General features: G+C 38.2%; 29 protein-coding genes. 26 read left to right on the top strand and 3 right to left on the bottom strand.

Annotated features, from left to right (window positions below; all coding sequences use genetic code 11):
* Positions 1 to 171 precede the first annotated feature (171 nt).
* From H5S39_RS05850 to H5S39_RS05870, 5 genes are all read left to right on the top strand, one after another.
* Complete coding sequence (locus H5S39_RS05850) at positions 172 to 1,035, top strand: P-loop NTPase family protein (RefSeq protein ID WP_182596162.1); 864 nt, start codon at positions 172 to 174, stop codon at positions 1,033 to 1,035.
* A gap of 17 nt (positions 1,036 to 1,052) precedes the next feature.
* Positions 1,053 to 1,589, top strand: a complete 537-nt coding sequence (locus tag H5S39_RS05855; protein WP_182596163.1) for an NAD(P)H-binding protein — start codon at positions 1,053 to 1,055, stop codon at positions 1,587 to 1,589.
* Positions 1,590 to 1,593: 4 nt separating this feature from the next.
* Positions 1,594 to 2,121, top strand: a complete 528-nt coding sequence (locus H5S39_RS05860) for a DUF1836 domain-containing protein (protein ID WP_182596164.1) — start codon at positions 1,594 to 1,596, stop codon at positions 2,119 to 2,121.
* 68 nt (positions 2,122 to 2,189) lie between these two features.
* Entirely contained in the window at positions 2,190 to 2,642 is a 453-nt protein-coding gene (locus H5S39_RS05865; protein ID WP_182596165.1) for a MarR family winged helix-turn-helix transcriptional regulator, read from the top strand.
* Between the two features lie 18 nt (positions 2,643 to 2,660).
* Complete coding sequence (locus H5S39_RS05870) at positions 2,661 to 3,389, top strand: B3/B4 domain-containing protein (RefSeq protein WP_182596166.1); 729 nt, start codon at positions 2,661 to 2,663, stop codon at positions 3,387 to 3,389.
* Between the two features lie 63 nt (positions 3,390 to 3,452).
* On the opposite strand, the gene H5S39_RS05875 is transcribed toward H5S39_RS05870, so the two are convergent.
* Together H5S39_RS05875 and H5S39_RS05880 are read right to left on the bottom strand one after the other, a co-directional pair.
* Entirely contained in the window at positions 3,453 to 4,559 is a 1,107-nt protein-coding gene (locus H5S39_RS05875; RefSeq protein WP_182596167.1) for an AI-2E family transporter, read from the bottom strand.
* Between the two features lie 11 nt (positions 4,560 to 4,570).
* Positions 4,571 to 5,401: a sugar phosphate isomerase/epimerase family protein gene (locus H5S39_RS05880; RefSeq protein ID WP_182596168.1), complete on the bottom strand. Its 831-nt coding sequence runs from the start codon at positions 5,399 to 5,401 to the stop codon at positions 4,571 to 4,573.
* A gap of 92 nt (positions 5,402 to 5,493) precedes the next feature.
* Here H5S39_RS05880 and H5S39_RS05885 point away from each other — a divergent pair, with 92 nt between their 5' ends.
* From H5S39_RS05885 to eutJ, 3 genes are all read left to right on the top strand, one after another.
* Positions 5,494 to 6,405: a hypothetical protein gene (locus tag H5S39_RS05885; RefSeq protein WP_182596169.1), complete on the top strand. Its 912-nt coding sequence runs from the start codon at positions 5,494 to 5,496 to the stop codon at positions 6,403 to 6,405.
* Between the two features lie 169 nt (positions 6,406 to 6,574).
* On the top strand, positions 6,575 to 7,282 hold the full coding sequence (locus H5S39_RS05890; protein WP_182596170.1) for an MIP/aquaporin family protein: 708 nt from the start codon (positions 6,575 to 6,577) through the stop codon (positions 7,280 to 7,282).
* Positions 7,283 to 7,348: 66 nt separating this feature from the next.
* Complete coding sequence (eutJ, locus tag H5S39_RS05895) at positions 7,349 to 8,182, top strand: ethanolamine utilization protein EutJ (RefSeq protein WP_182596171.1); 834 nt, start codon at positions 7,349 to 7,351, stop codon at positions 8,180 to 8,182.
* A 50-nt stretch (positions 8,183 to 8,232) separates the two neighbouring features.
* On the opposite strand, the gene H5S39_RS05900 is transcribed toward eutJ, so the two are convergent.
* Positions 8,233 to 9,324: a helix-turn-helix domain-containing protein gene (locus H5S39_RS05900; RefSeq protein ID WP_182596172.1), complete on the bottom strand. Its 1,092-nt coding sequence runs from the start codon at positions 9,322 to 9,324 to the stop codon at positions 8,233 to 8,235.
* Between the two features lie 253 nt (positions 9,325 to 9,577).
* On the opposite strand from H5S39_RS05900, the gene H5S39_RS05905 reads away from it, so the two are divergent.
* The 18 genes from H5S39_RS05905 (at position 9,578) to H5S39_RS05990 (ending at position 23,421) form a co-directional block, all read left to right on the top strand.
* On the top strand, positions 9,578 to 9,856 hold the full coding sequence (locus tag H5S39_RS05905; protein WP_182596173.1) for a BMC domain-containing protein: 279 nt from the start codon (positions 9,578 to 9,580) through the stop codon (positions 9,854 to 9,856).
* Positions 9,857 to 9,953: 97 nt separating this feature from the next.
* A complete protein-coding gene (gene pduB, locus H5S39_RS05910) occupies positions 9,954 to 10,670 on the top strand; it encodes a propanediol utilization microcompartment protein PduB (protein ID WP_182596174.1) in 717 nt (238 codons plus the stop codon).
* A 24-nt stretch (positions 10,671 to 10,694) separates the two neighbouring features.
* Complete coding sequence (locus H5S39_RS05915; RefSeq protein WP_182596175.1) at positions 10,695 to 12,371, top strand: propanediol/glycerol family dehydratase large subunit; 1,677 nt, start codon at positions 10,695 to 10,697, stop codon at positions 12,369 to 12,371.
* Between the two features lie 17 nt (positions 12,372 to 12,388).
* Complete coding sequence (locus H5S39_RS05920) at positions 12,389 to 13,096, top strand: propanediol/glycerol family dehydratase medium subunit (RefSeq protein ID WP_182596176.1); 708 nt, start codon at positions 12,389 to 12,391, stop codon at positions 13,094 to 13,096.
* 14 nt (positions 13,097 to 13,110) lie between these two features.
* Positions 13,111 to 13,626: a diol dehydratase small subunit gene (locus H5S39_RS05925; RefSeq protein ID WP_182596177.1), complete on the top strand. Its 516-nt coding sequence runs from the start codon at positions 13,111 to 13,113 to the stop codon at positions 13,624 to 13,626.
* Between the two features lie 27 nt (positions 13,627 to 13,653).
* Positions 13,654 to 15,501, top strand: a complete 1,848-nt coding sequence (locus H5S39_RS05930; protein ID WP_182596178.1) for a diol dehydratase reactivase subunit alpha — start codon at positions 13,654 to 13,656, stop codon at positions 15,499 to 15,501.
* Positions 15,467 to 15,847 (top strand): glycerol dehydratase reactivase beta/small subunit family protein, encoded by a 381-nt coding sequence (locus tag H5S39_RS05935; RefSeq protein WP_182596179.1) that lies wholly within the window; start codon positions 15,467 to 15,469, stop codon positions 15,845 to 15,847. The genes H5S39_RS05930 and H5S39_RS05935 overlap by 35 nt, the downstream gene beginning before the upstream one ends.
* 7 nt (positions 15,848 to 15,854) lie before the next feature.
* The gene (locus H5S39_RS05940) at positions 15,855 to 16,427 is read left to right on the top strand and encodes a BMC domain-containing protein (RefSeq protein ID WP_182596180.1); all 573 of its coding nucleotides are present in this window, start codon (positions 15,855 to 15,857) and stop codon (positions 16,425 to 16,427) included.
* Between the two features lie 9 nt (positions 16,428 to 16,436).
* A complete protein-coding gene (locus H5S39_RS05945) occupies positions 16,437 to 16,730 on the top strand; it encodes a BMC domain-containing protein (RefSeq protein WP_310735860.1) in 294 nt (97 codons plus the stop codon).
* Between the two features lie 23 nt (positions 16,731 to 16,753).
* Positions 16,754 to 17,398: a phosphate propanoyltransferase gene (locus tag H5S39_RS05950; protein WP_182596182.1), complete on the top strand. Its 645-nt coding sequence runs from the start codon at positions 16,754 to 16,756 to the stop codon at positions 17,396 to 17,398.
* Positions 17,399 to 17,427: 29 nt separating this feature from the next.
* Positions 17,428 to 17,931 carry a PduM family microcompartment protein gene (pduM, locus tag H5S39_RS05955; protein WP_182596183.1) on the top strand — a complete coding sequence of 168 codons (504 nt, stop codon included), beginning with the start codon at positions 17,428 to 17,430 and terminating at the stop codon, positions 17,929 to 17,931.
* Entirely contained in the window at positions 17,913 to 18,191 is a 279-nt protein-coding gene (locus H5S39_RS05960; protein ID WP_510610081.1) for a EutN/CcmL family microcompartment protein, read from the top strand. Before pduM ends, H5S39_RS05960 begins: the two co-directional genes overlap by 19 nt.
* A 20-nt stretch (positions 18,192 to 18,211) precedes the next feature.
* On the top strand, positions 18,212 to 18,799 hold the full coding sequence (locus H5S39_RS05965; RefSeq protein ID WP_182596185.1) for a cob(I)yrinic acid a,c-diamide adenosyltransferase: 588 nt from the start codon (positions 18,212 to 18,214) through the stop codon (positions 18,797 to 18,799).
* A gap of 2 nt (positions 18,800 to 18,801) precedes the next feature.
* Positions 18,802 to 19,275: a GlcG/HbpS family heme-binding protein gene (locus tag H5S39_RS05970; RefSeq protein WP_182596186.1), complete on the top strand. Its 474-nt coding sequence runs from the start codon at positions 18,802 to 18,804 to the stop codon at positions 19,273 to 19,275.
* A gap of 2 nt (positions 19,276 to 19,277) precedes the next feature.
* Positions 19,278 to 20,711, top strand: coding sequence for a CoA-acylating propionaldehyde dehydrogenase PduP (gene pduP, locus H5S39_RS05975; RefSeq protein ID WP_182596187.1), 1,434 nt, complete (start codon positions 19,278 to 19,280; stop codon positions 20,709 to 20,711).
* 17 nt (positions 20,712 to 20,728) lie between these two features.
* Positions 20,729 to 21,850: a 1-propanol dehydrogenase PduQ gene (locus H5S39_RS05980; RefSeq protein ID WP_182596188.1), complete on the top strand. Its 1,122-nt coding sequence runs from the start codon at positions 20,729 to 20,731 to the stop codon at positions 21,848 to 21,850.
* A gap of 23 nt (positions 21,851 to 21,873) precedes the next feature.
* Complete coding sequence (locus tag H5S39_RS05985) at positions 21,874 to 23,058, top strand: acetate/propionate family kinase (protein ID WP_182596189.1); 1,185 nt, start codon at positions 21,874 to 21,876, stop codon at positions 23,056 to 23,058.
* Between the two features lie 15 nt (positions 23,059 to 23,073).
* Positions 23,074 to 23,421, top strand: coding sequence for a BMC domain-containing protein (locus tag H5S39_RS05990; RefSeq protein WP_003675166.1), 348 nt, complete (start codon positions 23,074 to 23,076; stop codon positions 23,419 to 23,421).
* Positions 23,422 to 23,491: the final 70 nt, after the last annotated feature.

Below are 23,491 nucleotides of genomic sequence, written 5' to 3' on the forward strand. Positions count from 1 at the left end.
AACATTCCTCGTTTCTTTAAATTAGGTATAATTCTTGATTATTATTTTACCATTGTCCTAAAAGCTTACCAACTTAAGTAAACAAAAAAGAAATACTGGATTATTTCGTTCATTAACTAAAAAATGATAAGATTAATACAGATAAAATAACTTATGAAAAGAGGTTAAATATTGAGTAATATTACAATTAATGATCTAACATTTGATGCTAAATCGGGAGATCAATTAGATAATGTTTCATTAGAGCTTAAGTCGCCACAACTAGTAGGAATCTGTAGTAATGATACCGGGGCTGCTAATGCGTTGGAAGAGTTGTTAGCTGTTCGTGGCAATATTTTGAGCGGCGATGTAACGATCAATGGGGTGCCGTTTAAAAAGTATAAGCGCCAGAGTAAAACTGATATTGGCCGAATCGATGACGTAACTTTAAAGGGGAAAACAGTCGAGAAGGCGGTTAAACGGATGTTGCGGCATCGTGAAAACGCCCTTTCGCCAGAACAAACCCTGCAAATGATTAAGTCGCTAAAAATAACAGCTGATCAGGCTATTGCTGAATTAAATGATAATCAGCAATTAGAATTACGGGTAGCAATCTTGTTAGCATGGCAGTGTCCAATTGTTATACTAAGCAATGCACTTGATGGACTAAATGTCGAACAACGACAATTACTCGGTAGTCTTATTAAAGACTATGCGCAAAAAGTTGATGCTCTTGTATTATTTACAAGTAGTGATATATCAACCTTGATGCGTTATGCTGATACGTTATATTACTTTAATGGTAGTCACTTGACATCGGCTCGTGATTTGTCAATGAATGAGGGTGTTGACTGTACGGTTACCGTTATGGGAACGGGATTACCGATTGACGTAGCAGTGAAAATGGGTGCACATATGTTAGAAGAGGCAACTGATGAAACGCGTTTCTTGTTTACGGGGAATATTCAAGCGCTTTTGCCGTTATTAGAGCAGAGTACTATTACGGATGTGCGAATTGAAGACGCAACAATTGAAGATGAATTAATGGCATATTAGTTAATATGGAGGGAAAAATGAGTCGTGTAGTTTTTGTTAGTCGCCGTCATGATAAATTGGTATCCTTGTTGATGGAAAGTGTTTCTGCTGCAGTTGCAACCACTAACTTTAAAATCATTTTACAAAGTGGGGATGTGTTATGCTGGCTGCCAACAGTTACAGAAGATGTTGATGACGAAGTACAAGAATTAGCAAAATTAATCGACAATTCATTATTTCCGCCAGCTAAAATTGTTATGCTATCCATTGCAGGAACCGCAGATGATGCGACTGATGAGCAGCTTCAAGCATGGTATGGTAAACAAGCAGTTCAAGCAGTATTTGCCCACCAATACGCAGTAAAAATGATTGATGAGTTTGAGCTGCCATATACAATTATTAGAACATTACCGATTATTGATAATGATACGAATGTTAAAATTGTAAATGAAGGAAGTTTATTAACCGGTGAAGGGATTGGAATTGAGCAAGTTGCGCAAGTGATTAAACGAGCAGTGACAACCGATGATTTTCGAAATCAATCGATTGGGATTGCACCGTTAGAAAGTGAGTAATAATATGGATAAACTAAAAGAGTACCAACAATGGCAGAATAATTTAGCACGAGTGCGTTTTCCACGATGGAAAGAACTGCCAACGCTTGGTCTTTATGTTGACCAGGTAGTAGCTATTGTAAATGAACAACTTAGTCATTTAGGAATTGAACCACTCACAAAATCAATGGTGAATAATTATGTTAAGAAGAAAGTTATCCAAGCGCCGATAAAAAAGAAGTATGCAGTTAATCAGCTTGTTGACTTGTTGCTTATTGGGTTACTAAAATCAAATTTCTCTTTAGACGATATTCGAGCAGGAATTGCGCAAGTCACAATAAATTCATACCCGCAGGCAGCATATGATCGCTTTGTGGAGATTTTGAATGCTTTATTAGCCGGTCAGGAGATTCCTAGTGATAATGTAATTAATCCGCAAAATGATCGTTTAATGACGTTAGCATTAAAATCTGTTTTATCACGGATGCACGCTACTCAGTTATTAGCGTCAATGCAGAAAATAGCACAACCGGCACCACTGGAGAAAAAATAGTTTTCCTCTCTCTTTTTGTTGCATTTGCAACAAAAAGAGATTATTATTGGTTAAGGAGATTTTTATCAATGATTGATATTTTACGAGAAATAGGGATGATTGACCGGGCACTGGACTCAATTGCCAATATTGAGTTTAAACAGGTTGATTTAGCCCGCGGACAATACCTTTATGTTGTACGTATTTATGAACATCCTGGGATTATTTCAGAACAACTATCAAATTTGATAAAAGTTGATCGGACAACGATTGCCCGCGCCGTAAAGAAACTTGAGAAAAATGGTTTCATTGAAAGAAAAAATGATCCTGAAAACAAAAAAATTAAACGGTTATACGTTACTGAAAAGGGTAAGTCAATATACCCGTTTATCATTCGTGAAAACCGTTATTCGAACAATGAGGCATTGAAGGGCTTTTCGGCAGAAGAAGCCCAACAGGTTCATGATTATTTAGTTCGTATTCGCCAAAATATTGATGGTGATTGGGAAACCGTTAAGCGTGGGGGCAAACGCCAATATTAAATGAAGGAGACTAGTTTTATGAAGCAAGTAACAATTGATCCAAGTTTTTGGGAACTTTTTCCAGATGCGCAAATTAACATATTATTTGCGAATGGAATTAACAACCATGATAACAGTGAAAATTATGATGAACGAAAGAAACTACTCGCAGATGCAACACACGAAGCTGACAAGTTTTTGACCAATGAAACTTTTCGGTTAAATCCAGTGGTAGATCAATGGCGAAAAGCTTTTCAACAATTTAAAAAGAAAAAGGGTGCCCGTTCATCTATTGAAGCGTTATTAAAGCGAGCTAATCAAGGTCGTAGTTTTGAACCAATTGAACCACTTGTTGATGTATATAATAGTATTTCGTTAAGTTATGGGGTTCCGGTCGGGATTGAAGATCGTAATAAAATTACCGGTGACCTTCACCTTGGAGTTGCTAAAGGTGGCGAGAGCTTCCGTCCAGTAGGAGCCGATGATGATGAACCAGCATTATCAGGTGAAGTTATTTATTACGATAACGACGGCGCAGTATGTCGATGCTTAAATTGGCGTGAAGCCCAGCGGACAATGCTTACTGAAGATTCCGAAAATGTCGTTGCAGTTATGGAAGCAGTTAATCCAGAACAAATTGAACGTGCAAACGAAGCAATGGAAGAATTAAGCAAGCTTATTAATCATTACTTTGGTGTAAATGCTTCTACTATTTACCATTTAACTAAAGACAATCCGAGTGCAGAAGTACCAGCAGAATTACAGTAAAAAGATATGAACCCACATAGTTAGATTTTTATCCAACTATGTGGGTTCATTTTTTAAAACAAATTATTTGCTAGTCGTGTTACGTTTGGCGGTATCAGCTTTAATTAGTTTATATATTGCAGCAAAGAATGGGACCGTAAACATCATTCCAAGAATTCCAGAGATCCCCCCACCAATGATTACGGCAGCGAAGACCCATACACTGGGAAGACCGATTGATTTTCCGACCACGAGAGGATAGGTGATTCGATTATCTAACTGCTGTAATAAAATAATAAATATTAGGAAGATTCCCGCTTGTAAAGGTGAAATCGCAAAAATAATGATTACACCAATACTTGCGCCTAAAATTGCACCGATAATTGGAATCAACGCACCAAAAGCAGTAACGACCCCAATCATCGAAGCATAAGGCATTCGTAGGATCGTCATCCCAATAAAACATGATATTCCGAGAATAGCAGCATCTTTACACTGACCGGCAATGTAATTACTATAGCTTTCATCAAATACTCTCAGAACCTTAATAATCTGGGAATTGTACTTTTTGAAGTAGGTATTTAGAATTTTAGTAAATTGTCGGTGGAGCATCTCCTTATAAATCAATAGGTAGATTGAGAAGAAGAAAGCAATAATTACCGTTGTTGCAGTTGAAAAAATAGATGAGGCAGTAGAAACGACAGTTCTAAATGTTCCACCGACACCGCTTGTTAAGTATTTACCGACTTTATCCCATTGAATTTTACTTGTATCAAAACTGGTGATTAAGTTTTTAAAATCATTATTGTGTTGAAAGTAATCGATAAAGTGGTTGATTACATGGCTATGATTTGCAACTAATAATTTAATACATGAAACTAATTCAGGAATAACGAGTGCAAATACGACTGTGATAATCACGATAATCGTCAGATATGCCATGACAATGCCAAAAAGCCGTTTTCCTTTTTTACCAGTGGCTTTTCTAAAGATACTGGAATATAGTTTTTCGTATTGACGTAATAATAAATTTACGATGTAGGCAATTAAGCAGCCAATCAACAGAGGAATAGTTGCCGAAAAAACGGTTTGAATAAATTTGGCAATAATATTCCAGTAAGTAATTCCCAAATAAAGGATAAATAAGGTTAAAAGCAAGGAAAAATGTCGTTGATTTATTAATTGTTTCAAAGCGCGACTCCTTAGTTGTTGAGCTTTTGATAGACCTTCGTTAAGTAGTCATGACTGACTAGTTGTTCGTAACAGTTAGTTTGGTCCTTAAGGTTGATTTCATAAATACTTGTTGCTTTTTCATTAAGAAGAGGCAATACTCTATCCCAGTCAATTTTGCCGGTACCAAGGGTAAGACTATCGTGTGTTTGGCCCATCGAGTCGACTAAGTGGTAATGGACAACATTATTGCGAAGTTGTTTTAGCGCTGACTGTAAACCTGAATTGTCACCGTGAAGGTCAATGAAACAATGAGAAGTATCGAAAGCTAGTCGATAATTATGAGATAAGATTTCTTCGCGTTGAATTGGATCACCATATGCAAAGACTGGTGCAATCGAATTCTCAAACATAATATGATTACCGCCATCTGCTGCAAAACGATCTAAGCGACGGTACACAAACTCACGGGCAGCAGTTACGCTTGGATATAATGAAACCATATGTTGAACTTTGGGGCCAGAATACCCACCATGGATTAAGACTTGGGCATCGAGATCGCTAGCCAAGCGGAGCAGTTTTTCAGTAGTTACCTCAATAAAACGGTAAAGCTCTGGATATGCCTGTTCAGGAGCAACCACTTCCGAATGATATTCGTGATATTTCATCGGATGGTGGAGAACGATATGAGTCACTCCAGTAGATTGAACGTATTGGATAGCATCATATAAACGTTGGTAACCATCTTCAGAAAAGTCAGTATTAGCGGTAAAAAATTCGTAAGTATAAGGATGGTGAATTAGCCGATCATCAAGCTGATCTTGGTGGCTGCTTCCTTTTAACCCTAATTGTGGTTGAAACATGAACTAACCTCCTAAATAAAGCACTATTTATATCTTAACAGATTTTGATAATACCGTCGTGGTAAGATACCATATTAGGGGAGGTGTTTCACATGGAACAATGGTTACCTCGGCGACCATTAATTTTAGCACCAGTCATTCCGTTAGTATGGACCGTAAGTTGGCTTTGTATAGTGTCTGCTCGATTCCTTATGGGGATTCGATATCCTCAACCATCACAATTACAAGATTCTGTTTTATTGGTATCGGCATTAGTATTGCTTGTTAATATCTATAATTTGATTTTGATATATCAACGAACGGATAAGTACCGGAATCTTCCAACGTATGGGCCCCGTGCTATGTTACTTGCAATTATTTTAATCGTATCAATAGTTTTAGCATGGGGACAACCACAAGTGGTCTTAATACCAAACCGCCTGACTCGATGGGTAGCAGTATTTATTGCACTAAACTTTATACAGGCACTTCTTGGTGAGTTTTTTACGTTATTAGAACGTCCCAAGACTAGGCGTAAGTTAGCGTCACTATATTTTCCCACCGTAGTACTAGGAATTGCCGGAATATATATACCACTGTATTTGACCTTGTATAATAGTTGGTCTACATCGTTATTAATTATTGGCTTTATTTTGCTTACTTGTTTTGCGTTCATGAGCTGGCAAAACTTAAAAGGAATATTTAGTAAAGCACTTGCTACTAATAGTGTTATCTATGAAATGTTTATTGGAATTCATTTGGTTTCAGTAGTTTTAGCGGTTATTTGTGGATGTTGTTCTATTATTTTGTATCATCAAGGTAGTTTAACTTTTATTATAAGTTCATATTGCTTTGTTGCAGGTTTAATTGCTTATGGAATAACTGGATTGATAATAGGGGCGATGCAACGGTATGAAAATGATTACCGCTATGGACATGTTAACGGTCACCCCCAAAGGTATATTCTTCTTGGTGGGATGTTAATGCTATCTTTGCTTGTAGTGAATTATTATTTTACAAAATGACAGTAGTTGGAAATAACACCATTTTCTTGTTGAGTAATTAGTAAAATATTGTTGTTGATGGACAAATAATAAGATAACGACAATAAAGTATATAGTGAATGTGTTAACATAAACGTGTATAGAAAGCGCATACAATTTGGGAAATATAATAAAAGGGTCGGTGTTTGATATGCATGGATTTATTGGTGAATTTTTTGGAACAATGGTTCTGATATTACTTGGGGCAGGTTGTTGTGCCGGTAATAGTTTAAATAAGACATATGGTAAACAAAGTGGCTGGTGGTTTGTATGTATTTCATGGGGGCTTGCAGTCACAATGGGAGTCTACGTGGCTGGATTTCTTGGTTCTCTAGGTCATTTGAACCCTGCTGTTACTATTCCATTTGCTATTTTTGGCTTATTCCCGTGGAGTAATGTTGTGCCGTACCTACTTGGGCAATTTTTAGGAGCATTCGTTGGGGCAGTATTAGTTATTATTCAATTTTATCCGCAATTTAAGGCAACCCCAAATGAAGAAGAAGGAAATAACGTTGGTATTTTTGCTACCCGCCCAGCAGTTAATAGTCCTATTTTTAATTTCTTCTCAGAGGTGATTGCAACCTTTGCATTTATTTTTGTTTTGTTAAATCTTGGTAACTTTACCCAGGGATTAAAGCCATTTATTGTTGGATTAGTAATTGCGGTTGTTGGTACCTGTCTTGGTACAACAACTGGATTTGCGTTGAATCCAGCTCGTGATTGGGCCCCACGTTTCGCATACACGATTCTTCCAGTTCCTAATAAAGGAGTTGCTGAATGGTGGTATGCTTGGGTTCCAATGTGTGGGCCAATTGTTGGTGGAATTTTAGCTTGTGCACTCCAAACAGCACTTGTTTAATTTTAATAAATAGTTAGGGGGTCGAGAGCGGCCTCTTTATTAGTTTAAATTTGGGAAGTGAAAGTAATGAAAAAAGACTTTTTATTAAGCAGCAATGATCAGTTAGAAAAATTTGCGGGAATAGTTAATGGTGACCACCCTCTAAAGAAAGTTACTCCTGAAGAAAAGATAAAAGTTGGTGTAGATCTGGGAACGTCATCAATTGTTTTAACAGTATTAGATAGTAAGAATCAGATTGTTTACGGAGCTTATGAATACGATCATGCAGTTCAAGACGGTATTGTTGTAAATTTTATGGAATCTGTTAATATTTTACGACGTCTGAAGGCAAAAGCAGAAAAAGTGTTAGGACGTGAGTTGACAACAGCATGTGGGGCAATTCCACCTAAAACAGGTGAGAAAAGTGCAAAGGTTGTTGCTAATGTAATAGAAGAAACCGGGATGATGTGTACCGGAATAGAAGATGAACCTACCGCAGCTGCAAAATTTCTTCGCCTATCTAACGGAACCGTTGTTGATATCGGGGGCGGAACAACCGGGATTAGTATTTTTCAAAATAATAAACTTATCCACGTAATTGATGAAGCAACAGGTGGTTTTCATATGACATTGGTATTAGGTGGACGCTATAAGATTAAAAATGATGAGGCAGAAAAGTTAAAACGCAACAAGGAGAAGGAACAAGAAGTGTATTCGGTAATTAAACCTGTTGTTGAGAAAATGGCGGCGATTGTCCAAAATATGGGAGCAGAGATTAATGATCCCGTTATTGTGGTTGGCGGGGCAACTAACTTTACCGAATTTACGACAACCTTTAGTAAGGTGTTGAAGCGAAAGGTATATAAGCCACTGTATCCGCAATTTGTGACTCCGCTAGGAATAGCAATGTTTGATGAATAAATAAAAGTGTGTTAGACGTCTTAGAAAATCAGATGTTTAACACACTTTTTTTAAATAATTTTTTCGGTATAGATCCATTGGATTACTGAACGATCAAGGACATTAATTTCACTTGCAGGGATGATGGGCTGTGAACAGTCAACTGTATAAACCCAACCTGCTTTATTACGGATATCACTTAAATCGTTGATTGAATAAATGTAAGGATAGCCATTTAAATCACGAGCTTTAAACGAAATTTCATTTTTATCAAAAAATTCCTTTGAAATTTCGTATACTGACTTATTTGATCGCCAATCAAGACTACGTGGAATGGTATAAATCTTTTTAATTGCGGAGTTATATTTGCGGTATTTTGATGGCGTCATACCAACCTTTTGCTTGAATATTTTAGTGAAATAACTTGTTTGCGAAAAACCGACAGAATGGGCCAGCTTATTAATCGGTGTATTTGTGAAGACTAATTTTTCTTGGGCAAGTGCTATCTTTTGCAGATTAATATAATTGATGAAGTTATCATTAAAGTAATTTTTAAAAATACGACTTAAGTAAGATGGAGACAGATAAATTTTTTGCGAAACGTTTTCTAAAGTTAGCGACTTTTCAAGATTAGCATTGATGTATTTGAGTGCCATTATGATGTTTTTTTCGATATCTGACGGCGAGAAATCTCCAGAATTACCGCCATTGATAGTGAAGCTTTGTGGTGGGATAATGCCGAGCATGTTTGAATTACCGGCAATGCTTAGAATCCCGTTGAGGGACTTAGCTAGAGAACTAATTTTTGAAGATTCGATAGGGTTAAGAATTATGATCTGATTTGAAGAATCGTCAATTGTTTGCTTGAGGGATATTTCGATATATTTCCCACATAGCTTAATAAAATCCGTTTCGATGTGTGAGGTATCTAAGATGAAGAAGCCGCTTAATGAGGAATTAATAGAGAGAGGAAATAACGAGTAACTTTTAAATCCTAGTTTTTTCAAATAGTCTAAAGAAACATTTGAATCAAAAAGAAGAGTATTACAGTCTACTACAGCACCAGTCATGCTTGTGAAAACAATATTATTTTTGGTGATATCTTGAAAAATTTTTGTGACTTTTTGAATATCATTTAGAAATTTTGATGAATATTCGTACATAAAAAATCCACCTAACTTACCTTGTTTAGAAGTTAATATCAACTATATCACTATAATACTAGCATAAATTTATCTAAAGTAAGCGCTCTTTTGTCAATTTAATATCATATAATTGTTATTTTTTGTCTTTTTCTCTAATATATGTATTTTTAAGATAATATATCACAAACACCATGTTATAGAATGAACATGTACCAAATTGTAAGCGATTTCTCGGATCGCTGTTTGTATTCATACTTAGGAGGCAATTTTTATGGGACAAGAAGCACTTGGTTTAATTGAAACCGAAGGACTTGTAGCATCAATTGAAGCTGCAGATGCAATGGTTAAGGCGGCTAATGTTAAATTGATTGGTCAAGAAAAGATTGGTCATGGTTTAGTAACTGTTATGGTTCGTGGGGATGTTGGTGCTGTTAAAGCATCAGTAGACGCTGGTGTTCAAGCTGCTGAAAATATTGGTGAAGTTGTTTCTAACTACGTAATTCCACGTCCTCAATCTGAAGTTGAAAAGCTCTTACCAAATAAAGAATAGTTTTTAGATGTTAAAGCCCTTATACAGACGGAAAGGTACAAATATCTGTAATAAGAGCTTTATTATTAGGAGCTTTTACAAGCAGGAGGCAAAAATAATGAATGACTTTCTAAATTCTACTAGTACAGTTCCCGAATTTGTTGGTGCTAGTGAAATTGGTGACACTATTGGAATGGTTATTCCTCGTGTTGACCAACAATTATTGGATAAATTACATGTAGAAAAGCAATATAAGACTTTAGGAATTCTAAGTGACCGTACTGGTGCTGGTCCACAAATTATGGCAATGGACGAAGGAATTAAGGCAACCAATATGGAATGTATTGACGTTGAATGGCCACGTGATACTAAAGGCGGCGGTGGTCACGGATGTCTTATTATCATCGGTGGTGACGATCCAGCTGATGCACGCCAGGCAATTCGTGTTGCTCTTGACAATCTTCACCGGACCTTTGGTGATGTTTACAATGCTAAAGCAGGACACCTTGAACTTCAATTTACAGCTCGGGCGGCAGGTGCTGCTCACCTTGGCTTAGGCGCTGTTGAAGGAAAAGCCTTTGGATTAATCTGTGGTTGTCCTTCAGGAATTGGTGTTGTTATGGGAGATAAAGCTTTGAAGACTGCTGGTGTTGAACCATTGAACTTCACTTCTCCTAGTCATGGAACAAGCTTCTCAAATGAGGGATGCTTAACTATTACCGGTGATTCAGGTGCTGTTCGGCAAGCGGTTATGGCTGGACGAGAAGTTGGACTAAAGTTGTTGTCACAGTTTGGTGAAGAACCAGTTAATGATTTCCCATCATACATTAAGTAGATCTGGAAGGAGGACTACTTTATTATGAAACGTCAAAAACGTTTTGAAGAACTAGAAAAGCGGCCAATTCATCAAGATACATTTGTTAAAGAATGGCCCGAAGAAGGTTTCGTTGCAATGATGGGTCCTAATGACCCGAAGCCAAGTGTAAAAGTCGAAAACGGCAAGATTGTCGAAATGGATGGTAAAAAGTTAGAAGACTTTGACCTAATTGACCTCTACATTGCTAAGTATGGAATTAATATTGATAACGTTGAAAAGGTAATGAACATGGACTCAACTAAGATTGCTCGGATGTTAGTTGATCCAAATGTTTCGCGTGAAGATATCATTAAAATTACCTCAGCATTGACACCAGCTAAGGCTGAAGAAATTATTAGTAAGCTTGATTTTGGTGAAATGATTATGGCAATTAAGAAAATGCGTCCACGTCGTAAGCCTGATAACCAATGTCACGTTACTAACACTGTTGATAATCCAGTTCAGATCGCTGCGGATGCTGCAGATGCTGCGCTTCGTGGTTTCCCAGAACAAGAAACTACTACTGCTGTTGCTCGTTATGCACCGTTTAATGCCATCTCAATCTTAATCGGTGCACAAACTGGTCGTCCAGGTGTATTAACACAATGTTCTGTTGAAGAAGCAACTGAATTGCAATTAGGTATGCGTGGTTTTACTGCTTATGCTGAAACTATTTCAGTTTATGGTACTGACCGGGTATTTACTGATGGTGACGACACACCATGGTCAAAAGGTTTCTTAGCATCATGTTATGCATCACGTGGTTTGAAGATGCGGTTTACTTCAGGTGCCGGTTCAGAAGTTCTGATGGGTTACCCAGAAGGAAAGTCAATGTTATACCTTGAAGCACGTTGTATTTTACTTACAAAGGCTTCCGGTGTACAAGGCCTTCAAAATGGTGCCGTAAGTTGTATCGAAATTCCAGGTGCTGTTCCAAATGGTATTCGTGAAGTTCTCGGTGAAAACCTCTTATGTATGATGTGTGATATCGAATGTGCTTCTGGTTGTGACCAGGCATACTCACACTCAGATATGCGACGGACGGAACGGTTTATTGGTCAATTTATTGCCGGTACCGACTACATTAACTCAGGTTACTCATCAACTCCTAACTATGATAATACGTTTGCTGGTTCAAACACTGATGCTATGGACTACGACGATATGTATGTTATGGAACGTGACTTAGGTCAGTATTACGGTATTCACCCAGTTCAAGAAGAAACCATTATCAAGGCTCGTAACAAAGCTGCTAAGGCTTTACAAGCTGTATTTGAAGATCTTGGACTTCCTAAGATTACTGATGAAGAAGTTGAAGCAGCAACATATGCAAATACTCATGATGACATGCCAAAGCGTGATATGGTTGCAGATATGAAGGCTGCTCAAGATATGATGGATCGTGGTATTACTGCTGTTGATATTATTAAGGCATTGTATAATCACGGATTTAAGGATGTTGCTGAAGCTATCTTAAATCTTCAAAAGCAAAAGGTTGTTGGTGATTACCTGCAAACTTCATCAATCTTTGATAAGAATTGGAACATCACTTCTGCCGTAAATGACGGAAATGATTACCAAGGTCCAGGTACTGGGTATCGTCTATATGAAGACAAGGAAGAATGGGATCGGATTAAGGATCTTCCATTTGCCCTTGATCCAGAACACTTGGAACTGTAGAGAGGAGGTAATCTCTTATGGCTGATATCGATGAAAATTTACTTCGCAAGATTGTTAAAGAAGTTTTAAATGAAACTAACCAAATTGATACTAAGATCGATTTTGATAAGGGTAGTTCTACTGCAACAGCGACAAAAGAAGTTCAACAACCAAATAGCAAGGCTGTTCCAGAAAAGAAACTTGATTGGTTCCAACCAGTTGGGGAAGCTAAACCAGGTTACTCAAAGGATGAAGTTGTAATTGCGGTTGCTCCTGCATTTGCAACAGTTCTTGATAAAACTGAAACTGGAATTCCACATAAAGAAGTTCTTCGGCAATTAATTGCCGGGATTGAAGAAGAAGGACTCAAAGCACGGGTAATCAAGGTATACCGGACATCAGATGTAGCCTTTTGTGCTGTTCAAGGTGATCACTTATCTGGTTCAGGAATTGCAATTGGTATTCAATCTAAAGGAACAACTGTTATTCACCAAAAGGATCAAGACCCATTGGGTAACCTTGAGTTATTCCCACAAGCACCTGTTCTTACACCGGAAACATTCCGGGCTATTGGTAAAAATGCAGCAATGTATGCCAAGGGTGAATCTCCAGAACCTGTTCCAGCTAAGAACGATCAACTTGCTCGTATTCACTACCAAGCTATTTCAGCAATTATGCATATCCGTGAAACTCACCAAGTTGTTGTTGGAAAGCCTGAAGAAGAAATTAAAGTTACGTTCGATTAAGGGAGGCATAACAGATGAGTGAAGTTGATGATTTAGTAGCAAAGATCATGGCACAGATGGGAAATAGCTCATCTTCTGACAGCTCAGCAAGTGCTACTTCAACAAATAATGGTAAGGAAATGACAGCAGATGACTATCCGCTTTACCAAAAACACCGTGATTTAGTAAAGACGCCATCAGGCAAGAAACTTGACGATATTACTTTACAAAATGTTGTAAATGATCAAGTTGATCCAAAAGAATTACGAATTACTCCAGAAGCTTTGAAGTTACAGGGTGAAATTGCTGCAAACGCGGGTCGACCAGCAATTCAAAAGAACCTTCAACGGGCTGCTGAATTAACACGTGTTCCTGATGAACGAGTTCTTCAAATGTATGATGCATTGCGGCCATTCCGTTCCACTAAACAAGAGTTGTTGGATATCGCTAAAGAACTTCGTGACAAATATCACGCAGAAGTTTGTGCTGCTTGGTTTGAAGAAGCGGCCGACTACTATGAAAGCAGGAAGAAGCTAAAAGGTGATAACTAGCAGTTGATAGAGTAGGGAGTTTTTTATATGGCAACTGAAAAAGTAATTGGTGTTGATATTGGTAATTCTTCCACTGAAGTAGCATTAGCTGATGTTGCTGATAATGGAGCAATTAACTTTATTGGCTCTGGAATAGCTCCTACTACTGGTATCAAGGGTACAAAGCAAAACCTAGTTGGAATTAGAGACTCAATAAATCAAGTCTTAAATAAAGCAAATTTGACAATTGATGATATTGATCTTATTCGAATTAATGAAGCAACACCAGTTATCGGTGATGTCGCAATGGAAACAATTACGGAAACGGTTGTGACTGAATCAACTATGATTGGTCATAATCCTGATACTCCAGGTGGCATTGGAACTGGTGCAGGAATAACAGTTAGATTGCTAGACCTTCTGAAAAAGACCGATAAAAGTAAGAATTATATTGTTGTTGTTCCTAAAGACATCGATTTTGAGGATGTCGCTAAACTTATTAATGCTTATGTCGCATCAGGCTATAAGATTACAGCTGCAATATTGAAAAATGATGATGGTGTATTGGTTGATAATCGATTGAATAAGCCAATTCCGATTGTTGATGAAGTTGCCATGATTGATAAGGTTCCATTAAATATGCTAGCAGCTGTCGAAGTTGCTGGCCCGGGACAAGTTATCTCACAGCTTTCAAATCCTTATGGTATTGCCACTTTATTTGGATTGAATCCTGAAGAAACTAAGAATATTGTTCCAGTATCTCGAGCACTTATCGGCAACCGTTCCGCCGTTGTTATTAAGACGCCAGCAGGAGATGTCAAAGCGCGGGTAATCCCAGCAGGAAATATCATTATTGATGGTGATACAGGAAAAGAAGAAGTCGGCGTTTCAGAAGGCGCTAACGCCATTATGAAGAAGGTTTCAAGTTTCCGGCATATCAATGATATTACCGGTGAATCCGGAACTAACGTTGGTGGAATGCTTGAAAATGTCCGTCAAACGATGGCCGATTTAACAGGAAAGAAAAATAGTGAAATTGCTATTCAAGACTTACTTGCCGTTGATACGCAAGTTCCTGTTGAAGTCCGTGGTGGTTTAGCTGGTGAGTTCTCGAATGAATCAGCAGTTGGTATTGCGGCAATGGTTAAATCAGATCACTTACAAATGGAAGTAATTGCTAAGTTAATTGAAGAAGAATTCCATACAAAGGTTGAAATTGGTGGTGCTGAAGTTGAATCAGCTATTCGTGGTGCCTTAACTACACCGGGAACGGATAAACCAATCGCAATCCTTGATTTAGGTGCCGGTTCAACTGATGCCTCAATCATTAATAAGGAAAATCAAACTGTAGCGATTCACTTAGCTGGTGCTGGTGATATGGTTACGATGATTATTAATTCTGAATTGGGATTAGATGATATTCACTTGGCTGAAGATATTAAACGGTATCCTTTGGCTAAAGTTGAAAACCTATTCCAAATTCGTCACGAAGATGGTTCAGTACAATTCTTTGAAGATCCACTTCCATCATCATTGTTTGCCCGAGTAGTTGTCATTAAGCCAGATGGATATGAACCTGTTACGGGGAATCCAAGTATTGAGAAAATTAAGCTTGTTCGGCAAAGTGCTAAGAAACGGGTATTTGTTACGAATGCGCTCCGTGCTCTTAGATACGTAAGTCCGACAGGAAATATTCGAGACATTCCATTTGTTGTAATTGTTGGTGGTTCTGCGCTTGATTTTGAAATTCCACAGCTAGTAACAGACGAGTTAGCGCACTTTAACTTAGTTGCTGGGCGCGGAAATGTTCGTGGAATTGAAGGACCAAGAAATGCGGTTGCAACAGGATTAATTCTCCGTTATGGCGAAGAAAGAAGGAAGCAATATGAACAATGATTCAGAGCGTCCTTCAATCATTGTAGGCGTGGAAAATGAAACTACCATTCCACAAAACGCCACACCGTTATTTAACGGAATTGAAGAAGAACAAATACCGGTAGTAGTCAAAGAAATTGATATAGATAATGTTGTGAGCCGGGCATATCAGTCAGCACTTGCATCACGATTGTCGGTAGGAATTGCTTTTGACGGTGATCGATTTATTGTTCACTATAAAAATCTTAAAGAAACACACCCCTTATTTGATGAAACAATTGATAATCCAAAACAATTACGGATATTAGGGGCAAATGCAGCGCGACTAGTAAAGGGAATTCCCTTTAAAGAAATGGTAAACAGGTGATTTAATTATGAAGTCTTTGGGCTATGTAGAATGTAATGGATTATCTGGTGCTATTGTTGCTGCTGATCGAATGCTAAAGACTGCGGATGTTGACCTTAGTAGTATTCAAAATACAAAGGGAAACGGCTGGGTTACATTACAGGTTAGTGGTGAACTATCTGCTGTAACCGTTGCTGTGGAGGCAGTTAAAGACTATTTGCCAGATGTGTATGTAACATCGACGGTAATTGGGCGTCCTGCTTCAGGATTGAGTTCTTTAGGCAAAACGGACTTACTGAGTCAAAATTCAGCGGAAAAAGAACCCGCAAAGCCAGCAGAAAAAACAGTCGTTATTGAGCCGAAGCCGGTAGAAAATAGCATTGATGAAAAAGTAGATAAGCAGACTGATGAGACTTCAAGCCAAAACATTAAGCCGTTATCTGATAATTCGCAAAAAGTAGACGATTCTGATAAGGAACAACAGAATGTAAGTTCTAATGAAAAGGTCACATGCAACATGTGTGGAGATCCAAAGTGCCCACGCAAACTAGGAGAACCACATAAGAAGTGCATTCATTACAATGAATTAAAGAAAAAATAGGAGGAATCTATTATGAATAACGCTTTAGGAATGATTGAAACTAAGGGTTTAGTTGCATCGATTGAAGCAGCAGATCAAATGGTAAAAGCAGCTAATGTAACACTAACTGGTCAAGAAAAAATTGGTAGCGGATTAGTAACTGTTATGATCCGTGGTGATGTTGGTGCTGTAAAGGCAGCTGTTGATGCAGGTGTTCAAGCTGCTGAAGGTGTTGGCGAGGTTGTATCATCTTACGTAATTCCACGTCCACATGAAGAAGTTGAAAAGATTTTACCAGTTAGTTCAAACAGTGATGCTGAATAATTATTAAAAGAGGAAGATAGTTTATGGATGAAGAACATTTAAGAACGCTTATTCGAACTATCATTAAGGAAACTCTTAATCCAAACCTAGTTCCAATTGGTGTTTCAAATCACCATGTTCACTTAACGGAAGAAGACTTTCAAAAGTTATTCCCTGGTCAAAAGATTGAGATGCTTAAAAAGTTACGGCAACATGCCGACTTTGCTGCAAAACAAACGGTAGACCTAATTGGACCTAAGGGAACGATTAAGAATGTCCGGTTGATGGGACCATATCGTTCACACTCTCAAGTAGAAATTGCACGTTCTGAGAACTTTACTCTTGGAATTAATGCCCCTATTAGAATGTCTGGCGACCTTGATGGTACTCCTTCAATTAAAGTACGTTCCCCATATGCGGAAATTGAAATCCAAGGAGTAATTGTTGCCAAGCGGCATATTCACATGAGCCTTGAGGATGCTAAACGATTTGGTGTTAAGCTTGGTGATTCAATGCAGGTTGAAGTTGATGGTGATGGCGGACGTAAAACAATCTTTGATGATGTTGTTGCGCGGCCACGTGAAGACTTTGTTCTTGAAATGCATATTGATACTGATGAAGCCAATGCGGCTAACGTTGGACTAGGTAATAATTCTTACGGAAAAGTTATTATTAAAAAGAAAAATTAACTTTTTAGAAGATATGAGGGGGTGAATAAATGGATAGCCTATTACAACAGGTTATGCAACGATTAGAGGAACGGAAGCATACGAGGACAGAAGTTTCCTTTAATCAGCAAGTTGCCCCACCTAGTGAACAGATTTTCTTACGAAACGGTAAGGTTATTCTTAGAAATATTTCAATTAGCCTAGTAAAGGATTTGTATTCAATGGATAAGACTAATGCCTGGGTTAACTGGGTATTAGAAGGAATTAGCTATGATGTTAAATTTTATTTCTTAATTAATGAGCAGATGGTTAATTTTATTCCGCGAATGATGATTTTGGACTGGCCAATCCTCTTTGTTGTTAATAACGAATCGCCAGTGATTGCCAGTCATAATCGAATTATTACAAGAGGAGAAATAGCTGCTAAACCAGATAAGTCAATTCTTGTCAGATATCAAAAGCAGTTCATTACTGATGAAGCGGTTGATATTTGTAACTATAAAAAAATAAAAATTAAGATTAGGACTGAAGAAAATTGTATATGGCGAGAGTAGTAGGCAGTGTTGTTGCGACCCAAAAAGATCCATCATTAGTTGGAAAAAAGCTAATGATTGTTCAACAAATTAATTCAGATCAGCAGCCAATTAGGTTTGAACAGGTTGCGGCAGATACAGTGAATGCCGGTATCGGTGACAATGTGTTGATTGTACGAGGAGCTGGTGCAAGGCGTGCGGATAAAGAACGTGATGAGAACCAGACTAGGGATGTAAATGATTGTACGATTGTCGGAATAATTGATCGTTTTGATAAGTAGAATGCATTGGAGGAATTGAAATGGCTATTTACACAAAAGGTGGTGACAAGGGAGAAACAAGCTTATTTGATGGTACACGGGTACCTAAAGATTCTTTAAGGGTTGAAACTTATGGTACTTTTGACGAATTAAACGCCAATATTAGTTTGGCGGATAAATTTTGTGAAAGTAATCGTAATAAAAAACTTTTACAAGAAGTTGAATATAAGATGTTTTTCCTTCAAGGTGAGATAGCTACCGAGAAGAGACAATATTTTACTGACAAAAGTAAAATTATCACGGATGAGGATACCCGTCGATTAGAAAAAGTGATTGATGAGTATACAGCTAAGTTGCCACCAGTTCATAGCTTTATCTTACCGGGGTCGAGTACTGCTGGTGCACAACTCCATGTTTGCCGGACAATTTGTCGTCGGGCAGAAAGACTATTTGTCAGATTATCAAAAGATGTTAAGTTTCGTCCAGAGCTAGAGCGATATGTAAATCGGTTATCTGATTTTCTCTATATTGTGGCTCGTGATGAGGACTACGAAGATTTATTAAATACTGTTACTGATGATGTGATTAAAATCTATCAACGTTACCAGGAAAAGAAGGGCGTGCGTTAAAAATGAATGAGGAGCAAATTAGTAAGATTGTTGAAAGCGTAATCAACAGCAATAATTCTAAGAACCTATTTGATCGTCATAAGATGGAAAAGGTAATTGATGCAGCTGTTGCTCGTGCTAATGAGCTTGGTGTTGGTGTAACAATTGCAATTATGAAGGCTGATCAAGTACTTCAAATGAGCTACCATATGCCAAATGCTAACTTAGTAAGTTGTACTCTTGCACCAAAGAAAGCATGGTCTGCACTTGCAATGAAGGAACCAACAAAGGATATTAGTAAAGATATTCAACCAGGTGCTGGATTATACCAAATGGAAACAATGCTTGACGGTCGTTTGGCATCATTTGCCGGTGGTATTCCATTGAAGATTAATGGCGAAATTATCGGTTCAATTGGTGTTAGTGGTGGATTGGTTGAAGAAGATCAATCAATCTGTGAAGCAGCCGTTGCAGAATTCTTGAAGGAGAGTAAGTAGATATGCAGATTAATGATATTGAAAGTGCTGTTCGTAAGATTCTTGCAGAAGAACTAGATAATGCTAACTCTTCTTCTGCTAGTGCGGCAGTTACTAAAGATGATGGTCATCGCGGTATTTTTACAAATGTTAATGATGCGATTGCTGCCGCAAAGGCTGCTCAAGAAGTATACCGGGATAAGCCAATTGCAGTTCGTCAACAAGTAATCGATGCAATTAAGGAAGGATTCCGTCCGTACATCGAAAAGATGGCTAAAGATATTAAAGAAGAAACTGGAATGGGAACAGTGGAAGCAAAGATTGCTAAATTACACAATGCTTTGTATAACACTCCCGGTCCTGAAATTCTTGAACCAGTTGTTGAAAACGGCGATGGCGGAATGGTAATGTATGAACGTTTACCATATGGTGTTATCGGTGCGGTTGGTCCAAGTACTAACCCATCTGAAACGGTAATTGCTAATGCGATTATGATGCTTGCCGGTGGAAACACTCTTTACTTTGGTGCCCACCCTGGTGCTAAGAATATTACTCGTTGGACAATCGAAAAGATGAATGATTTCATTGCTGATGCTACAGGCCTTCATAACCTAGTAGTAAGCATTGAAACGCCAACAATCGAATCTGTTCAACAGATGATGAAGCACCCAGACATTGCAATGCTCGCCGTAACTGGTGGCCCGGCTGTTGTTCACCAAGCAATGACTAGTGGAAAGAAAGCCGTTGGTGCTGGTCCTGGTAACCCACCTGCAATGGTTGACGCAACTGCTGATATTGATCTTGCTGCTCATAATATTATTGCATCTGCATCATTTGATAATGATATTTTATGTACCGCTGAAAAGGAAGTTGTTGCAGAAAGTAGCATTAAAGATGAATTAATCCGAAAGATGCAAGATGAAGGGGCCTTTGTTGTAACACGTGAACAAGCTGATAAGTTAGCTGACATGTGTATTCAAGAGAATGGGACTCCTGATCGTAAGTTTGTTGGTAAAGATGCAACTTATATTATGGATCAAGCTAACATTCCATACACTGGTCACCCTGTTGAGATTATTTGTGAATTACCTAAGGATCACCCATTGGTAATGACTGAAATGTTAATGCCAATTCTTCCAGTTGTCTCCTGCCCAACATTTGATGATGTTTTGAAGACTGCTGTTGAAGTAGAACAAGGAAACCACCATACTGCTACTATCCATTCTAATAATTTGAAGCATATTAATAATGCTGCTCACAGAATGCAATGTTCAATCTTTGTTGTTAATGGTCCATCCTATGTTGGAACAGGGGTTGCTGATAACGGAGCTCATTCAGGTGCTTCAGCATTAACAATTGCTACGCCAACTGGTGAAGGAACATGTACTGCAAGAACCTTTACTCGTCGAGTTCGTTTGAATTCACCGCAAGGATTCTCAGTACGAAATTGGTACTAATGGGAGGCATAACGCCGATGGAAAAATTTAGTATGCCAACCCGAATTTATTCGGGAACAGATAGTTTGAAGGAACTAGAAACTCTTCATAATGAGCGAATTTTACTAGTTTGTGACTCATTCTTGCCAGGCAGTGACACATTAAAGGAAATTGAAAGCCATATTAATGATAGCAATAAATGCGAGATTTTTTCTGATGTTGTCCCTGATCCACCTCTAGACAAGATTATGGAAGGTGTCCAACAATTCTTAAAGTTGAAGCCAACAATTGTAATCGGTATTGGTGGCGGTTCTGCAATGGATACTGGTAAGGGAATTCGTTTCTTTGGTGAAAAGCTCGGCAAATGCAAGATTAATGAATATATTGCTATTCCAACCACGAGTGGTACTGGGTCAGAAGTTACGAATACTGCAGTTATCTCTGATACAAAGGAACACCGCAAGATTCCAATCCTTGAAGATTACCTAACACCAGACTGTGCATTACTTGACCCTAAGTTGGTCATGACAGCACCAAAGAGTGTTACAGCTTATTCAGGAATGGACGTTTTGACCCATGCTCTTGAATCCTTAGTTGCAAAGGATGCTAACCTATTTACAGTTGCTTTGTCTGAAGAAGCTATCGATGCAGTAACTAAGTACCTAGTTGAATGTTATCGCCATGGTGATAATGTTGATGCCCGAAAGATTGTTCACGAAGCATCAAACATTGCTGGAACAGCCTTCAACATTGCTGGCCTTGGAATTTGCCACTCAATTGCTCACCAATTAGGTGCTAATTTCCACGTTCCTCATGGTTTGGCCAATACGATGCTATTACCATATGTTGTTGCATATAATGCTGAACATTGTGAAGAAGCTTTGCATAAATTTGCAGTTGCTGCAAAGAAGGCAGGAATTGCCGCTCCTGGTGTCGGTGATAGATTAGCTGTTAAGCGTTTGATTGCAAAAATTCGTGAAATGGCACGCCAAATGAATTGTCCAATGACACTTCAAGCATTTGGCGTTGATCCTGCTAAGGCGGAAGCTGCTGTTGATACAGTAGTTGCTAATGCCAAAAAGGATGCTACATTCCCTGGTAATCCGGTTGTTCCTTCAGACGATGATTTGAAGATGGTTTACGAAGCAATAATTCGTTAATTTAGTTTATTTGGAGTGATTAGATGTCTAAAAAAATACTTGCGATTAATTCTGGTAGTTCATCAATAAAGTTTAAGCTTTACTTAATGCCAGAAGAAAAACTATTAATTAGTGGCTCTGCAGAGAATCTTGGTTCCTCAACAAGTCAATTATCATATAAGACTGATAAAACAGGAGAAACTAGACAACTTCCCTTAAAGAATCATTCAGAAGCAATTGATCATATTATTGATATTTTAATGTCAAGTGGGGTTGTTCAAGATAAGTCTGAAATTTATGGTGTTGGCCACCGAATTTCTCATGGTGGAAGTTACTATACCCACGCGGTAGCTGTCACTCCAGAAGTAGAAAAGCGAATTGACGAATTAAAAGTTTTGTCACCTCTGCATAATCCAAACGGGTTAGCAGGAATAAAGGCTTTTGAAAAGTTCCTTCCAGATGCAAAGGAAGTTGTTACGTTTGATAATTCGTTCCACCACACTATCCCGAAAAAGGCTTATATGTATGCTTTGCCATATGAGTTTTATGAAAAATATCAAATTCGGCGCTACGGATTTCATGCTCCCTCTCATCAATACGTTTCTGAAAAAGCACGTGAATTATTTGGTAAGGAAAAGACTCGTCGCATGATTACGTGCCACTTAGGAAATGGATCCAGCATTTCTGCAATCTTAGACGGAAAGTCAGTTAATTCTTCAATGGGCTTTACCCCGTTAGCAGGTGTTGTAATGGGAACCCGTTGTGGGGATATTGACCCAGAAATAATTCCATTCTTAGAAGAAAAGCTTAATATCGATTCGCATGAAATACGGCGGATAATGAATGAAGATTCTGGACTTAAAGGTTTGTCTGGTATTTCAAATGATGAACGGGAAATTGAAAGTGCAGCTAAAAATGGTAATGAGCGTGCTCAATTAGCGTTAGATGTGTTTGTTCACTCAATCCAACAATATATCGGCGCTTACACAACCGACTTGGATGGGTTAGATACCTTAGTATTTACAGCGGGTATTGGTGAACATGCTGCTTATATTCGAAGTCAAATCTGTAAGAATCTTGATTATTTAGGAGTCAAGATTGATGAAGAGAAGAATAAGAATAATGAACTCAGCATCGAAGCGCCAGATAGCAAGGTAAAAGTAGCCGTTATACCAACGAACGAAGAAATCATTATCGCTCGTGATGTGATGAAGGTAACTCAACAGTAAAGTGGGGATGGTGTTATGGCTAGACAAGATATCCAGCGAACGATTCAAGAGTATGTTCCAGGTAAACAGGTAACATTAGCGCATATTGTTGCTAATCCTACGCCAGATATTTATGAAAAATTAGGAATACAAACGCCTAAAAATGCACTTGGTATTTTGACAATAACGCCAAGTGAAGCCTCAATTATTGCTGGAGATATCGCTACTAAATCGAGCAATGTAACTTTAGGATTTATTGATCGATTTAGCGGATCGGTTGTAATTGTGGGAGAAGTTTCTGAAGTCGAGTCAGCGCTTCGCCACGTTGTCGATAAATTACATGCATTACTAGGATTTGATGTTCCTGAAATTACACGAACATAATTTAGAAGTGCATTCATTCTGTAAGTTAACATGAATGGGTGCACTTCTTTAGAAAGGAGGGGCATGTACT

This window comes from Limosilactobacillus rudii (assembly GCF_014145455.1).
Lineage (GTDB): Bacteria > Bacillota > Bacilli > Lactobacillales > Lactobacillaceae > Limosilactobacillus > Limosilactobacillus rudii.

Excerpts from the sequence above, each read along its gene's own strand:
- H5S39_RS05855 (WP_182596163.1), top strand. The coding sequence starts at position 1,053 with ATGAGTCGTGTAGTTTTTGTTAGTCGCCGTCATGATAAATTGGTATCC.
- H5S39_RS05860 (WP_182596164.1), top strand. The coding sequence starts at position 1,594 with ATGGATAAACTAAAAGAGTACCAACAATGGCAGAATAATTTAGCACGA.
- H5S39_RS05865 (WP_182596165.1), top strand. The coding sequence starts at position 2,190 with ATGATTGATATTTTACGAGAAATAGGGATGATTGACCGGGCACTGGAC.
- H5S39_RS05870 (WP_182596166.1), top strand. The coding sequence starts at position 2,661 with ATGAAGCAAGTAACAATTGATCCAAGTTTTTGGGAACTTTTTCCAGAT.
- H5S39_RS05880 (WP_182596168.1), bottom strand. The coding sequence starts at position 5,401 with ATGTTTCAACCACAATTAGGGTTAAAAGGAAGCAGCCACCAAGATCAG.
- H5S39_RS05885 (WP_182596169.1), top strand. The coding sequence starts at position 5,494 with ATGGAACAATGGTTACCTCGGCGACCATTAATTTTAGCACCAGTCATT.
- H5S39_RS05890 (WP_182596170.1), top strand. The coding sequence starts at position 6,575 with ATGCATGGATTTATTGGTGAATTTTTTGGAACAATGGTTCTGATATTA.
- eutJ (WP_182596171.1), top strand. The coding sequence starts at position 7,349 with ATGAAAAAAGACTTTTTATTAAGCAGCAATGATCAGTTAGAAAAATTT.
- H5S39_RS05900 (WP_182596172.1), bottom strand. The coding sequence starts at position 9,324 with ATGTACGAATATTCATCAAAATTTCTAAATGATATTCAAAAAGTCACA.
- H5S39_RS05905 (WP_182596173.1), top strand. The coding sequence starts at position 9,578 with ATGGGACAAGAAGCACTTGGTTTAATTGAAACCGAAGGACTTGTAGCA.
- pduB (WP_182596174.1), top strand. The coding sequence starts at position 9,954 with ATGAATGACTTTCTAAATTCTACTAGTACAGTTCCCGAATTTGTTGGT.
- H5S39_RS05915 (WP_182596175.1), top strand. The coding sequence starts at position 10,695 with ATGAAACGTCAAAAACGTTTTGAAGAACTAGAAAAGCGGCCAATTCAT.
- H5S39_RS05920 (WP_182596176.1), top strand. The coding sequence starts at position 12,389 with ATGGCTGATATCGATGAAAATTTACTTCGCAAGATTGTTAAAGAAGTT.
- H5S39_RS05925 (WP_182596177.1), top strand. The coding sequence starts at position 13,111 with ATGAGTGAAGTTGATGATTTAGTAGCAAAGATCATGGCACAGATGGGA.
- H5S39_RS05930 (WP_182596178.1), top strand. The coding sequence starts at position 13,654 with ATGGCAACTGAAAAAGTAATTGGTGTTGATATTGGTAATTCTTCCACT.
- H5S39_RS05935 (WP_182596179.1), top strand. The coding sequence starts at position 15,467 with ATGGCGAAGAAAGAAGGAAGCAATATGAACAATGATTCAGAGCGTCCT.
- H5S39_RS05940 (WP_182596180.1), top strand. The coding sequence starts at position 15,855 with ATGAAGTCTTTGGGCTATGTAGAATGTAATGGATTATCTGGTGCTATT.
- H5S39_RS05950 (WP_182596182.1), top strand. The coding sequence starts at position 16,754 with ATGGATGAAGAACATTTAAGAACGCTTATTCGAACTATCATTAAGGAA.
- pduM (WP_182596183.1), top strand. The coding sequence starts at position 17,428 with ATGGATAGCCTATTACAACAGGTTATGCAACGATTAGAGGAACGGAAG.
- H5S39_RS05965 (WP_182596185.1), top strand. The coding sequence starts at position 18,212 with ATGGCTATTTACACAAAAGGTGGTGACAAGGGAGAAACAAGCTTATTT.
- H5S39_RS05970 (WP_182596186.1), top strand. The coding sequence starts at position 18,802 with ATGAATGAGGAGCAAATTAGTAAGATTGTTGAAAGCGTAATCAACAGC.
- pduP (WP_182596187.1), top strand. The coding sequence starts at position 19,278 with ATGCAGATTAATGATATTGAAAGTGCTGTTCGTAAGATTCTTGCAGAA.
- H5S39_RS05980 (WP_182596188.1), top strand. The coding sequence starts at position 20,729 with ATGGAAAAATTTAGTATGCCAACCCGAATTTATTCGGGAACAGATAGT.
- H5S39_RS05985 (WP_182596189.1), top strand. The coding sequence starts at position 21,874 with ATGTCTAAAAAAATACTTGCGATTAATTCTGGTAGTTCATCAATAAAG.
- H5S39_RS05990 (WP_003675166.1), top strand. The coding sequence starts at position 23,074 with ATGGCTAGACAAGATATCCAGCGAACGATTCAAGAGTATGTTCCAGGT.